The 13,769-nt window shown below is 61.4% G+C and carries 10 protein-coding genes; 4 read left to right on the forward strand and 6 right to left on the reverse strand.

Features of this window, described 5'->3' with window-relative positions; all coding sequences use genetic code 11:
• Nucleotides 1-10 precede the first annotated feature (10 nt).
• A complete protein-coding gene (locus JKL48_RS07415) occupies nt 11-3,697 on the reverse strand; it encodes a PAS domain S-box protein (protein ID WP_201980753.1) in 3,687 nt (1,228 codons plus the stop codon).
• Nucleotides 3,698-3,819: 122 nt separating this feature from the next.
• Between JKL48_RS07415 and JKL48_RS07420 the strand changes: the two genes are divergently transcribed.
• The 3 genes from JKL48_RS07420 to miaA all read left to right on the forward strand — a co-directional run bounded on the left by JKL48_RS07420 (nt 3,820) and on the right by miaA (nt 8,477).
• The gene (locus JKL48_RS07420; protein WP_201980756.1) at nt 3,820-4,950 is read left to right on the forward strand and encodes a glycosyltransferase; all 1,131 of its coding nucleotides are present in this window, start codon (nt 3,820-3,822) and stop codon (nt 4,948-4,950) included.
• Nucleotides 4,951-5,201: 251 nt separating this feature from the next.
• Nucleotides 5,202-7,178, forward strand: a complete 1,977-nt coding sequence (locus JKL48_RS07425) for an OmpA family protein (protein ID WP_201980760.1) — start codon at nt 5,202-5,204, stop codon at nt 7,176-7,178.
• A 378-nt stretch (nt 7,179-7,556) separates the two neighbouring features.
• Nucleotides 7,557-8,477 carry a tRNA (adenosine(37)-N6)-dimethylallyltransferase MiaA gene (miaA, locus tag JKL48_RS07430; protein ID WP_317191904.1) on the forward strand — a complete coding sequence of 307 codons (921 nt, stop codon included), beginning with the start codon at nt 7,557-7,559 and terminating at the stop codon, nt 8,475-8,477.
• A gap of 142 nt (nt 8,478-8,619) precedes the next feature.
• Here miaA and pfkA read toward each other — a convergent pair whose 3' ends face one another.
• A complete protein-coding gene (gene pfkA, locus JKL48_RS07435; protein WP_201980763.1) occupies nt 8,620-9,591 on the reverse strand; it encodes a 6-phosphofructokinase in 972 nt (323 codons plus the stop codon).
• Nucleotides 9,592-9,825: 234 nt separating this feature from the next.
• Between pfkA and JKL48_RS07440 the strand changes: the two genes are divergently transcribed.
• Nucleotides 9,826-10,284: a tellurite resistance TerB family protein gene (locus tag JKL48_RS07440; protein WP_201980766.1), complete on the forward strand. Its 459-nt coding sequence runs from the start codon at nt 9,826-9,828 to the stop codon at nt 10,282-10,284.
• 296 nt (nt 10,285-10,580) lie between these two features.
• Here JKL48_RS07440 and JKL48_RS07445 read toward each other — a convergent pair whose 3' ends face one another.
• The 4 genes from JKL48_RS07445 to JKL48_RS07460 all read right to left on the reverse strand — a co-directional run bounded on the left by JKL48_RS07445 (nt 10,581) and on the right by JKL48_RS07460 (nt 13,602).
• Nucleotides 10,581-11,777 (reverse strand): aspartate aminotransferase family protein, encoded by a 1,197-nt coding sequence (locus tag JKL48_RS07445; protein WP_201980769.1) that lies wholly within the window; start codon nt 11,775-11,777, stop codon nt 10,581-10,583.
• 236 nt (nt 11,778-12,013) lie between these two features.
• Nucleotides 12,014-12,508 (reverse strand): hypothetical protein, encoded by a 495-nt coding sequence (locus JKL48_RS07450; protein ID WP_201980772.1) that lies wholly within the window; start codon nt 12,506-12,508, stop codon nt 12,014-12,016.
• Nucleotides 12,509-12,524: 16 nt separating this feature from the next.
• Nucleotides 12,525-12,989, reverse strand: coding sequence for a hypothetical protein (locus tag JKL48_RS07455; protein WP_201980774.1), 465 nt, complete (start codon nt 12,987-12,989; stop codon nt 12,525-12,527).
• A gap of 64 nt (nt 12,990-13,053) precedes the next feature.
• Entirely contained in the window at nt 13,054-13,602 is a 549-nt protein-coding gene (locus JKL48_RS07460) for an RNA polymerase sigma factor (protein WP_201980776.1), read from the reverse strand.
• Nucleotides 13,603-13,769: the final 167 nt, after the last annotated feature.

Consider the following 13,769-nt stretch of genomic DNA (forward strand, 5'->3'; position numbering starts at 1 on the left):
CGGCCCTGGGTTAGAGGGCCGGGGCATTGGTAGCTCGTTCAACAGCACCGGGGTATTCGGCCACGAACTGTGCAAAGTAATGTTCTAAAAGTTGAAAACCCGCCGCACCTTCTTCCATTCGTCCTTCTTTGAACTGGCGTTCGAGGTGGCGCGCCTGGGCAGCCAGCACCACACCGCCCAGCGTCGCGGCCGTGCCTTTGAGCTGGTGCAGCATGGGCAGCAACTCGCGAAAAGCCCCTTCGGCCGCCAGCGGGGCGGCATCGCGCAACAAGTCTCCGGCTTCCTGCTCAAATTCTTGGTACAGGTCGGAAGTGAATTCGGGCCCGCCCAGGTCCACGAGCTGGCGCAAAATGGCCTCGTCGAGATTGGGTTCGTTGGCCACAGAAGCATCGGGCACGGGCAGGGCCGCGGGCGGCGCGGGCGCGGGGGCCGTTGCGGCCGGTTTCAGCACATCGTCCTCGTCCTCCGCAAAGGTGCTGTCGAAGGCCGGGCGCGAGGTGCGCGGGCGCAGCCAGCGGTGCAGCACCTCGTAGAGGTGGCGGCTTTTCACGGGCTTGCCTACGTAGTCGTCCAGGCCCTGACGCATGAAGCGGCCGGCATCTTCCTGCATGGAATACGCCGTCATGGCCACTACCGGCGGGCAGTAGGGCCCCAGTCGGCGGCGGATTTCGGCGGTAGCGGCCACCCCGTCCATGTCCGGCATCTGGATGTCCATGAAAATGATGTTGTAAGAGGCATTGGGCGCTGTGGCCAGTTTGATGGCCTCGGGGCCGCCGCCGGCCACGTCCACGGTGCAGCCCAAGCGCGTGAGCAGGCGCAGGCCCACCTTCTGGTTGATGGTATTGTCGTCGACGAGCAGCACGCGGGGCGGCGCCTCGAAGGGCTGGAACACAGCCTCGTTGCGCACCGGGATGGCCGGGGCGAGGTCCTCGGCCTGGGCCGCGCGGGCGCTGATGGTGAACCAGAACACCGAGCCCTCGCCCTCGTCCGAGAGCACCCCGATTTCGCCGCCTAGCAGCTCCGACAGCTGCCGGCTGATGCTCAGGCCCAGACCGGTGCCGCCGTAGGCCTTGCTGGGCGTGGTGTCGAGTTGGGTAAAATTGGTGAAGAGCAGGCTGGCGTTATCCGTCGAGATGCCGATGCCGGAGTCCTGCACGGCAAAGCGCAGGGTGTGCAGCTCGCCGTCGGTGCTCACGCTGCTCACCACAATGGCTACAGTGCCTTCGTTGGTGAACTTGATGGCGTTGGCCACCAGGTTGGACAGGATTTGCAGGAGACGCACCTCGTCCGTCACCACGTAGCGCGGCGTGTGCGCCGTGATGTGGTAGGTGAAGCGGATGCTCTTCTGCTCGGCCCGGTAGATGAACAGGGCCCGGATGCGCTCCATCACGGCTTGCAGCTCGATGGGGGTTTCGTGAATCTGGAGCTTGCCGGCCTGGATTTTCGACAAATCCAGAATGTCGTTCAGGATGGTGAGCAGGGCGTCGGAGCTCTTGCGCAGCGTGTCCACGTAGTCGAGCTGCTCGTCGGTTTCCACCGTCTGGTCGAGCAGGTCAATCATGCCGATGATGCCGTTCATGGGCGTGCGCAGCTCGTGGCTCATGTTGGCCAGGAACTGGGTTTTGGCTTCCAGGGCGGCTTCGGCTTCGTCCTTGGCCTTGCGCAGGTCGTCCTGCATCTGGCGGATTTCGGTCACGTCGCGGGCAATGCCTTCCACGCCGCCGTCGCCGTCCTTCACCACCCGGGCATTTACCAGCACACTCACGGGGTAGCCGTCCTTGTGCCACATCTGGGTTTCGAAGTTGCGCAGGCCGCCGTTGCGCTGGATTTCGGTGCTGGCCCGCGGCCGGTCGTCGGAATCGACGTAATAATTCACGACGGGCTGCCCAATTACCTCTTCGGGCTCGTAGCCCAGCACCTCCCGCACCGAGGGGCTCACGATGACGAGCAGCCCGTCCTGGTTGGTGCGGTAATAGATATCCTGGAACGACTCGAAGATGGAGCGGAATTTCTCTTCCTGCGCCTCCAGGGCCAGCTGGGCGCGCTTCTGCTCGGTGATGTCGTGGGCAATGGCCGAAATTTCCTCAAACGAGCCGTCGCCGAGGTAAATCGGGTTCAGGTAGATGTCGGTCCACACATCGTAGCCCCGCGCGTCGCGCAGCCGCATTTCAAAGCGCTGGGCCTGGCCCTTGGCGGCGGCTTCGTAGTGCTCCACAAACACGTTGCGCTCGGGCTCGGGCATGTGGGCCAGGTCGGCTTCCCACAGGTTGAGGCCGCGCATGGGGTAGGTGCCGTTGCGCCGCAGAAACAGGGCCGCGTAGTTGCGGTTGAAGTTCATGAGGTGGGCGCGGGTGTCCACGGTCCACATCACGTGCGAGCCACTCTCGAAGATGGCGTTCAGGCGGGCCGTCTGCTTGCCAATCTGCTCTTCGTTGCGCTTGCGCTCGATGGCCAAGGCCACCTGGTTCGAGATGAAGTGCAGCACGTCGAGGTCGCCGGGCGTGTAGGCGTCGGCGCGGTTGTAGTCCTGCACGGCCAGCACGCCGATAATGCGGTCGCCGATGCTGAGCGGCGAGGCCAGCATCACCTCCGGCACCTGCCCGTACACGGTGATGCTGCCGCTGCGCACCAGCTGCTGAAAATCGGTGTGGGTGAGGTAGCGGGGCTGCCCGCCGGCAATGATGTACTCCGACACGCCCGCCGAAAACGGCCGGGCACCGTGGGGCCGCGTCTGCGGGTGCTGGTCGACGTGGTACACAAACTGCAGCTGCGTGCGGGCGTCGTCGCAGAGGGCAATGAACAGGTTGCTGGTTTCAATAATCTTGCTCAGTTCGCGGTGAATGGCGCCGTAGAGGCTGGGCAAGTCCTTAGCCGAGATGGCCAGGTTGGCAATGCTATAGTAAACTTTCTGCAGGCGCTCGGCCTTGATGCGGTCCGTAATGTCGTGCAGAATGGCGCGGCTGCTCACCGGCTGGCCTTCCTCGCGCACCACGCTCATGCTCCCGATGAGGTGCACGGGCTTGCCCACGCTGGTCAGAAACACGGTTTCGACCTTGTTCACGGGCTCGCCGTCGTAGAGGTTGCGGAGCTGGTAGAGCAGCTTGGCCTTGTAGTAGGGGTGCACCACATCGGCCAGGGTGCGGGTGGCCAGCTCGGCATCGGTATAGCCCAGCTTTTCCTTCCAGGCCTTGTTCACAAACAGGAAGCCGTTGTCGGCGCTCAGGTGCTGCACCAAGTCCTGGGCGTTGTCGAGAAAATCCTGCAGGTGGTTGCTATCGCCGGTGAGGGCGGGCGCGGGCAGGCGGCGGTCGTCGGGCGTTTGGCCGCTGGCCCAGGCCCCCGTCACGGTGCCGGCCACGTCGCGGGTGAAGCCCGAGTGCCAGGTGAGCTGGCGCGGGTAGCCACCCTGCGTGATGATGGTGCGCTCGGCAGTGGGCTCCAGCGTTTCGTGGGCGATGTGGTCGAGAAAGTCTTTTTTGCGCGCCGCGCGCTCGCCGGGCGGCGTCAGCAGCTCGTAGCTGCGCTGGCCCACCACCTGCTTGCGCGAATAGCCCGTGAAAGCCAGGAAGGTTTCGTTGACGTCGAGAATGGTGCCTTGCACGTCGAGCAACATATACACCTGGCCCAATTGGTCAAGCAGAGCCGCCACTGGCGGTGCCACTGGACGTGTGGAAGGTGCTGCCGGAAATGAAGCCATAAACGAATGCGTACTATTCGGGTGATTTTCCTGCTAATATAGCCACCTTGCGGGCCGGCGGCGGCGTAAATTTGGCCAAAATATAATTATGCGGGCCGGCTTGGCGCCGCTGCTTCCGTCCCTTGCCGCCTGCCTCCGCCCCGCTGCTGCTTTTCACCGTCACCACCGACCTGTGTTTCGACCAGCGGATGCAGCGCATTTGCGGCAGCCTGGCCGCTGCGGGCTACCGGGTGCAGCTGGTGGGCTGGCAACGGCCGGCCTCGCCGCCGCTCACTGCCCAGCCCTACCAACAGCACCGCCTACGCGGCTGGTTTCAAAAAGGCAAGCTGTTTTACCTGGAATATAACCTGCGGCTGTTCTTCTATCTACTCGGCCAGAAAGCGGCAGCCTGGTGCGCCTGCGACCTCGACACCGCCCTGCCGGTGTGGCTGCGGGCCCGGCTGGGCGGCCAGCCGTTTGTGTACGACGCGCACGAGCTGTTCACGGAAGTGCCCGAGGTGGTGGCCCGGCCGGCGGTGCAGCGGGTGTGGCGCTGGGTAGAGGGTTTTGTGGTGCCGCGCGCCCGGCTAGCGTACACCGTGGGACCCGCGCTGGCGGAAGTATTTGCGCAGCGCTACGGCCGCCCTTTTGCGGTGGTGCGCAACGTGAGCCGCCTGCGCCCGGCCGACTTGCTGCCCGCCACCGCCGCCCCGGCCAGCGGCTACACTCTCTACCAAGGGGCCCTGAACGTGGGCCGCGGCCTGGAAAACCTGCTCGAAGCCATGCCTCAGGTAGCGGGCCGGCTGGTCATTTGCGGCGAAGGTGACCTCTCGGCGGCCCTGCGCGCCCAAGCCGACCGGCTGGGCTTGCTGGCAACGGGTCAGGTCGAGTTTCGCGGGTTTGTGCTGCCCGAGGCGCTGCGCGAAGTCACCCGCCACGCCGCTGTGGGCATCATGCTGCTGGAAAATATAGGCCTGAGCTACTACTACTCGCTGGCCAATAAATTCTTCGACTACGTGCACGCCGGCATCCCGCAGGTCCTCATCGACTTTCCCGAATACCGCGCCCTCAACGAGCAGTTTGACGTGGCCGAACTGGTGGCTAACATCGAGCCGGCCACCCTGGCCGCTGCCCTCAACCGCCTGCTGCGCGACGAGCCCGCCCGCTACCAGCATCTGGCTGAAAACTGCCGCCGCGCCGCTCCCCAGCTCAGCTGGCAGCACGAGGAACGGGTGCTGCTGGCGCTTTATCAAGGGCTGATTCCCTTGGCTTAGCGGCTTTGCGACAGGCTTTGGTTCGAAGAATAATCAAGCCACTTTGCCTAACCTGTGAAAATCCGCCTCGACAGCACGCATTTTTCGTTGGAAAAATCGTTTGTGGCATTATTTCGTCGTAATTGCTTCCCCTTGAACTGCAATTCGCGGTGTGGCATCGGGCCAACTGGCCTGGCCTCCCTTGCTGCCAAACCCCTAGCGCAGTTCTTTGTGTTTCCTTGCGTGCTTCCCTTGCCCTGCCATTGCGGCTTATGAATGTTTTTCTGACGCTGGCCTTGCTGCTGCTGAGCCCGGTGGCATTGCTTGCGCAATCGGGTGGAGTGCCGGCCGTGTACACCGATGCCCTGGCCCGCTACCAGCTTACGTACCCCAGCGCTTGGCAAGCCCGCCAGCAGGGAAGTGCTGCGAATGTGATTTTCGCGCCCGGTGGTTCGGCAAGTGCCGCACAGGTAGCCGTCACGGTGCTGCCGCTGCCCGATGCCCAGAGAGACCAAAAGCTTACCACCAAGCCCGATTCGGTGCTGCAACGGCTGCGCCGCTTGCCCCAGGCCCAGGTGCTGGGCTTCGAGCAGCGCGACCTGGGCAGCTACGACGAGCTGCGCTACGACTACATTTTTCTGGTATCGGCGCCGGGCGCCCCACCCCGGCGCCTGCACGTAACGGGCCGCCAGGTGTGGCGCGGCGGCTACGAATTTCGGGTAGAATACCGCGCCGAAACCAGCCAGGATGGCCGCTACCTCGCCGAAGGCCAGCAACTGGTGGAGTCATTTACGTTCTCGACCACCCCATTTGTAAGCCGCCGCTACGCCGACCAGCGGTGCGACAACAAAATGTACGGCATCGCGGCCTTGCGCCAGCACGACGGCCAGTGGGAAGACGATTGCCGCACGATACACGAGTTTTCCGTTACCGATGCCACGGCTCGGCCGGTGGTACACGCCCGGGTGCTGCCTTTTCAGTCTTATGCCCTGGCCAAAGGCTTCGACAACTGCCTGTACTCCGTGACCAAAGCGCCCACCAACGCCCCCGAGCTGGTGTACCGCTACGACCCCGCCACGCGCCAGGGCCGCTACACTACCTGGCAGCTGCCCGCCCAAGGCCCCGACATCGTCTGGATTTCGGCGGCTACTGACGAAAACGGGGACCTGTTTTTCCTCACTTCCGATGCCAACCAGCTGGTGAAAGTGAGCCCCTACGATGGCACCGTGACCGTAGTCTGGAAAACCGACCCCATGCGCCAGGCACCGTTTTTTCCCATCATTGGCTTCCCGGGGGCCGGCACCCACGGCAACTTTTGCCTCGACGATGCCAACACCATGTACATGGTGTACAGCACCGATGGCTCGCTCCTGAAGGTGAACCTGAAAAACCTGAAGCCCTGGTCCGAACGCATGCAACTCACCGGCCTGCCCACCAAAGGCGGCTACAGCGACCTGCTGCTGCAAAACGACGAAGCCGGCCGCCGCCGGTTGTATCTGGCGGGCCCTCATGCGCTCTACGAAGTCGACCTGGCCCGGCACCGGGCCACCCGCGTACGCAGCGGCACCTACACCGATTTGGCGGGCTGTAACCTGTTTCGGGTGGGCTACCACCCCGCTCCGGTGCAGGCTCCGCCGCCGCCGCCCACGGCCGCCTGGCAGGGCCGCGTGCTGGACGCCAGCACCGGCCGCCCCCTGCCCGAAGCGCAGCTCCGGCTCGACCAGGCCACCGTATCCACGGCCTTGCTGCTCACTGGGCCCGCCTCGTTTTCCTACGTCACCACGCCGGGCCGCACCTACCAGTACCACGCCCAAATGCCGGGCTATTTCCCCACCGACAGCACCTGGAAGGCCAACGCCGGCCCGCTAGTGCGCGATGTGCTGCTGCGGCCCCTGGCAGTAGGCACTACCCAACAGCTGGCCAACGTGCAGTTTGAGCAAAGCCGGGCTGTGCTGTTGCCTTCCTCCTACCCCGCCCTCACCAAGCTGGTCGAATTACTTATTGACAACCCCAGCCTCACCATCGAGCTGCGCGGCCACACCGACAACGTGGGCCCGCCCGAAAAAAACGTAGTGCTCAGCCAGCAGCGCGCAGCGGCCGTGCGCGCCTACCTTGCCGACCACGGCGTATCGGCCTCCCGCATCACCAGCCTGGGGCTGGGCGGTGCCGAGCCCGTTGCCAGCAACGAGCAGGAAGTGACCCGCCGTCTCAACCGCCGGGTCGAGTTTCGAATACTGAGCTTGAAGTAGAAAACTCAACCTATTCTACCCATTATCACATTCTTTATCAAAGATATACACCGGTCATGCTGAGCGCAGCCGAAGCATCTCGCATGCAATAGTAATCCATTTACTTACGCAGAACCTATTTAGGAAGTCGCTGGCGCGCGTCTGCGACGCGTGCCGACTGGGTCTGAGCCGTTGGCTCGGGTTAGCCATTCCGCCCCGAACGTATTCAGCGCCCGAGCCGGAGGCTCGAAAGCAGTCAGCACGCGTCGCAGACGCGCGCCAGCGACTTTAAACAGGTTCGCAGTAGAGATGCTTCGGCTCCGCTCAGCATGACCGGTTGATTAGCGGCGGGCACTTGTGCCTGAGCGCTTAATTTTGTTCTTCTGCCCCACTCCTGCTGTGTCCTTACTGCCCTCATCTATTCTTGCTCAGCTGACTCCCACGGCTGCCGACCCGCGCCCGGTGCTGCTCACCATTGCCGGGCCCACGGCCGTGGGCAAAACGGCGCTATGCGTGCAGCTGGCCCAGCAGTTCGGCACCGAAATCGTGTCGGCCGATTCCCGCCAGTTCTTTCGGGAGCTGAGCATTGGTACGGCCAAGCCCACTCCTGCCGAAATGCAAGGCGTCCCGCACCATTTCATCGACAGCCACAGCATCAGCGAGGACTACAGCGCCGGGCGCTTCGCTACCGACTGCCAGGCCCTGCTCGCGGAGTTGTTTGCCCAGTACCCGCTGGTCATCCTCACCGGTGGCTCCGGCCTCTACGTGCAGGCCGTAACCGATGGGTTGGATGAATTGCCCAGCGTGCCGCCCGAAGTACGTGCCCAGCTCCACACCGAGCTGGCGGCCCACGGCCTGCCCCACCTGGTAGCCGAGCTGGCCGAAACCGACCCGGTGGCGCACGCCCGCATCGACCAGCAAAACCCGCAGCGCGTGGTGCGGGCCCTGGAAATTACCCGCGCCACGAGCCGCCCGTTTTCGAGCTTCCACACCGCCGGGCCACCGCCCGAAAACCCGCTGTTTCGCAACGTGAAAGTGGCCCTCACCCGCGAGCGCGAAGAGTTGTACCAGCGCATCAACCTGCGCGTGGAGCACATGCTGGCCGCCGGCCTGCTCGAAGAGGTAAAATCCGTCCTCCCCTATCGCCACCACCACGCCCTGCAAACCGTGGGCTACCAGGAGATTTTCGGCTACCTCGACGGCGAATACGACTGGAACGAGGCCTTGCGCCTGCTCCAGCGCAACACCCGCCACTACGCCAAGCGCCAGCTAACGTGGCTGCGGCGCGACGCGGCGTATGAATGGGTCAATTTAGGGTAGACACTGCCAAAGGCACGTCATGCTGAGCTTGTCGAAGCATCTCAGCCGCAACACCATTCCTTATCAATTGGGATTAGTTACGCAGTAGAGATGCTTCGACTGCGCTCAGCATGACGTTTCAATTGCTTCTAGCCTCTCATAATTAAACCGAGAGGATTTCCACCATCCGCATAAAGCTCTGGTTGATGAGCTTTTTCTTGTTGATGGTATCGGTAAAAGGCGTGTACACCAACTTTTTATCGATGATGCCGGCCATCACGTTGCGCATGCCATTCATCAGGCCCTCAACGGCGGCAATGCCGAGTTGAGAAGCCAGAAGGCGGTCGGCGGCGGTGGGCGAGCCGCCGCGCTGAATGTGGCCCACAATGGTTACGCGGGTATCGAGCTGCGGAATGGCTTCCTTCACGCGGGTGGCCACCTGGGTGGCGTTGCCCGGCTCGTCGCCCTCGGCCACAATGACGATAAACGAGGTTTTGGAGCGCTGCCAGCCCGCTTGCAGCGTGTCAATCACCACGTCGGTGCTCATTTGGGTTTCGGGAATCATCACGATTTCGGCCCCGCCCCCAATGGCGCACGGAATGGCAATGTAGCCCGAGTCGCGGCCCATTACTTCCACAAAAAAGCACCGGTCGTGCGAGTCGGCCGTGTCCCGGATTTTGTCGATGCACTCCAGGGCCGTGTTCACGGCCGTGTCGTAGCCAATGGTGTAGTCGGTGCCGTAGAGGTCGTTGTCAATCGTGCCCGGCGCGCCCACCGTGGGAATGCCGAACTCCTCCTCAAAAATCATGGCTCCCGTGAAGGTACCGTTGCCGCCGATGGCAACCAGGCCTTCAATGCCGTTGTTCACCAGTTGGTCGAAGGCCTGTTGGCGGCCCTCCCTGGTCATAAATTTCTGGCTGCGCGCCGATTTCAAAATGGTGCCGCCCTTCTGCACGGTGTTCGATACGGAAGCGGAATCCAACCGCACAAACTCGCCTTTAATCATGCCGCTGTAGCCGCGCATGATGCCGTAAACCTCAATTCCATGGTAGGTGGCGGTGCGCACCACGGCCCGGATGGCCGCATTCATCCCGGGCGAATCGCCCCCACTGGTAAATACTGCAATTCTCTTCATCGGAACGTTCTCTAGAAACAGGCGGGCGCGCGAATTGCGCCCAAACCCCGCAAAGTTGGCGAAATGATAACAAACCCACGCCGTAGTCACCGTAAATAGCTGTGAAGCGGTGATTATCTTTTTTTTACTCTGCTGCGTATTCAAGCATACAACCAGCCGGTTTTTCGTGTACCTTACTCAACTAATCGGCTCATTGGCCCCAAATCCCTTTTTCATCACTTAATTCCCACGTTTATGTTCGGTTTCTTCGAGAATGAGCAGGCAAAAAAAATCAAAAGCCACTTGCTGAACCTGGCGGCCCTGGCGAAAGCCGACGGCCATATTGACGCGCGGGAAATGAATTTTATTCTGGCCGTCGGCAAGAAAAACGGCATTAGCTCGGACGAGGTGAATGCCTTGGTTTCGGGCTCGAAAGGCGCCAGCAACGACCTCCCCAGCAACGATTCGGAGCGGTTTGACCAGATTTTTGACCTGGTGGACATGATGCTCGCCGATGGCGTAGTCGACGAGACGGAGATGGACTTCTGCATCATGATGGCCGAGAAGCTGGGCTTCCGCAAGGCCATTGTGGGCGTGCTGGTCCGCAAAATCTCGCAGGGCGTGAAAGACGGCCTGTCGCGCGAGCGCATCAAAGATGAAAGCAATTCGTTTTTGAACTACAACGAATTGCCACGCCCTAACGTGGCGGTGTAGCTAGTAGGCCATCTCCTGATAAAAGAAGCCTGCTTGAACGACCGTATGGGTCGTTCAAGCAGGCTTCTTTTATCAGGAGATATACTTCGAAGCTGTTTAGAAAGCCTGATTTGCCTGACCCGTCTGTCATCCTGAGCGCAGCGAAGGACCTTCTCACGTCAGAATAGGCGTTGTTCTGACGTGAGAAGGTCCTTCGCTGCGCTCAGGATGACAACGATTTTGACTTTCTAAACAGCTTCTTTACTTAGTTCGTCATGCAGAGCGCAGCGAAGCATGACGGGCTGAGGACCTGCCTCTCACACTTTCGTGACGTGGTCAATTGCCCGGAGCAATGCCGCGCACGCCTCATCAATCTCGGCCTCACTGATGGTGAGCGGCGGGGCCAACCGTAGCGAGTTGTCGCAAAACAGGAACCAGTCGGTCAGGATGCCTTCGTGCTCCAAGGCCCGGTCGATGATGGGTTTTAGCACGGCGAAGGAATCAAATTCTACCGCCATCAGCAGCCCGCAGCCCCGCACGGCTCGAATAGCCGGGTGCCGTAGCTGCGCCCGAAACCGCGCTGCTTTAGCGGCCACGCCTGCTGGCAGCTTTTCCTCCTGCATCACCTGTAGCGTGGCCAGGGCTGCCGCGCAGCTCACCGGATGCCCGCCGAAGGTGGTGCAATGGCCCAAAATGGGGTTGGTTTTGAAGCCGGACATGATTTCGGTGCTGGAAATAAAGGCCCCGATGGGCATGCCGCCTCCCATGCCCTTGGCACACACCAGGATATCGGGCTCGATGCCGAATTGCTCGAAAGCCCACATGCTGCCAGTGCGCCCGTAGCCGCACTGAATCTCATCTAAGATGAGCAGGGCGCCGACTTCGGTGCAGCGGGCGCGCAGAGCGGGCAAATACTCTGGGCTGGGCACGCGCACGCCCGCCTCGCCCTGCACCGTTTCGATGATGACGGCGGCCGTGCGCTCGGTGATGAAGGCTAAGTCTTCCAGTAAATTATGGCGAATGTGGCGCACATCGGGCAGTAGCGGGCGGAAGCTGTTTTTGAAGCTCTCGGAACCCGTGATGGACAGCGCACCGTGCGTGGAGCCGTGGTAGGCATTGAAGCAGGAAATGAGCTCGGTGCGGCCGGTGTGGCGCTTGGCCAGCTTCAGCGCGCCTTCGATGGCTTCGGCTCCGGAGTTGGTGAAATACACCGAATCGAGGTGCGCAGGCAGGGTTTGATGGATGGCCTCGGCCAACTGCGCGGGCACGGCCTGCACCAGCTCGCCGTATACCATCAGGTGCAGGTACTTATCGAGTTGGGCCTGAATGCCGGCCAGCACGCGCGGGTGGCGGTGGCCCACGTTGCTCACGCCGATGCCCGAAATCAGGTCGAGGTAGCGGCGGCCATCGGGGGCGTACATGTACACGCCTTCGGCCCGCTCAATTTCCAGCAGCAGCGGAAAATCGGAGGTTTGGGCTTGGTGGCGCAGGAAGAGTTGGCGGGACGTGAGCATCGGGGAAGCAGTCGAATTTCGGGGCGAACTCCTCTGTCATCCTGAGCGCAGCGAAGGACCTTACCACGTTGAACACAATTGTGCGGGCGTGATGAGGTCCTTCGCTGCGCTCAGGATGACAGACGATAAAACGGTCTTTACTAAAACCAGCAAAGGCCACTTTCGATTATCCCACAAAAGTAAAGAGGCCGCTGCGGGGGCAGCGGCCTCTTGGCATAGCTCAGAAAGCAACGGGTTCAGTCGGTGCCGGTAGCCGGTGCGGCCCCGCCCACCCCGGCCACGCGCTTAATGACCTCCTTGGTAAAATCACGCTCGGCCTGAAACAACTGGGCTACCTGGCGCAGGGAAATGACTTTCTGGAACTTGTCGAAATAATCCTTTTCCAGATTCAATTCCTGCTGGCGCGAGGCAAAGCTCTGGGTGAAGGTGTCCCGGATTTGCTGGTCCGTCATGCCCTCGGTGATGTCGCGGCGCAGCAGGCGGCCGTTGCGGTTGAGCTCGCGGCGCTTGGCCGCAAACTCGTTGTAGAGGGGCCAGAATTTCTGGGCCTGGTCCTGCGTGAGCGACACGCGATTGGTAATAAAGGCAATCTTGGCGTTTTCGAGCTGGCCCAGGCGTTGGCCTTTGCGCCCCCCTCCGCCCTGCCCATCCTGGGCCTGGACAGCCGGCGCTGCGGCCAGCAGCAACACGGCCAAAGAGAGCATACGGAACATCATTGAAAAAACAGACATGATACTTAAATAGGAACTATAGATAGGTAGCGTCTTCGGAAGGCTGCGCGTCCAGCGCATCGTTCACTTCATCTTCCGAAACGTGCAAAAAGCCCTTGGCAATGCCGGGATGAGCAGCCGTGAGCACGGCCAAATCGGAGTTTTCGACGCGGGCACCACTCGTGAGCAGGTAGCCCACCAACTCGGTACGGGGCACGGCATCGAGGGCAGCCGTGGGCGCCGAGCGGGGCACCAACGGTGCCGAACCGCTCATGTAGAAGGACGCCGCAAAACCGCCCAGCACGGCTACCGAAGCAATTCCGGTGCGGAGCGCTGGCGTCAGGAAGCTCAGCCAGCGCCAGCCCGGCGTGGCCGAGGCTTCGGCCTGGGGCAGCCGGGCCATTATTTGGGTAGGGAGTTTATCGAAGTAGCCAGCGGGCGGCTCGCTCAGCAGCGGGCGGGGCCGCCGGGGATGCGCGTCTAGCTTAAAAGCAGTTTTCATGATGGTAAGATGAAATAGCAGAGGCGGCGTTTAATGACGCCGGTAAAAATTGTGCGGGGCGGGGTTATTCTTCGGTATGGCGGGTCACGTATTCTTCCACTTTTTTCACGGCATGGTGGTAGCTGGCTTTCAACGCGCCCACGCTGGTGCCCGTTACTTCGGCCATTTGCTCGTAGGGCATCTCGTCGTAATAGCGCAGGTTGAAGACGAGGCGCTGCTTGTCGGGCAGGCGCAAAATGGCCTGCTGCAGCTTTAGCTCGATGGCATCGCCGGCAATAGCGGGGTCGGCTTCAATTTTGGCGGCCAACTCGGCGCCCACGTCATTCAGCGGCAGCAGAAACTTGCGCCGCTTGCTGCTCAGGAAATTCAGGCATTCGTTGGTGGCAATGCGGTAAATCCAGGTGAAAAGCTGGGAATCCTGGCGGAAGTTTTCGAGGTGCTTCCACACCTTCACAAACACGTCCTGGGTGAGGTCGTCGGCGTCGTCGTGGTCCACCACCATCTTGCGTACGTGCCAGTACACCTTGCTCTGGTACTTGCGCACGAGCTGGTTGAACGCCAGATTACGGCTGGCAGGGTCTTGGAACTTGGTGAGGATTTCGTGGTCTTCCAAACGCGCGATACTGGCAAAAACGACTCCTTTGAGGGTTTAAGGTCGGCAATGTTTAATTGAGGGAGAAATATTCTCCATATCCAGCAATTATCGGATATACATTAGTCTTTCTTCCAATTTACTGAACGCCCAATAAAACATAATACTTCAATGACACATCCACCGAG

Origin of the sequence: Hymenobacter rubidus (genome assembly GCF_016734815.1) — a bacterium.
Lineage (GTDB): Bacteria > Bacteroidota > Bacteroidia > Cytophagales > Hymenobacteraceae > Hymenobacter > Hymenobacter rubidus.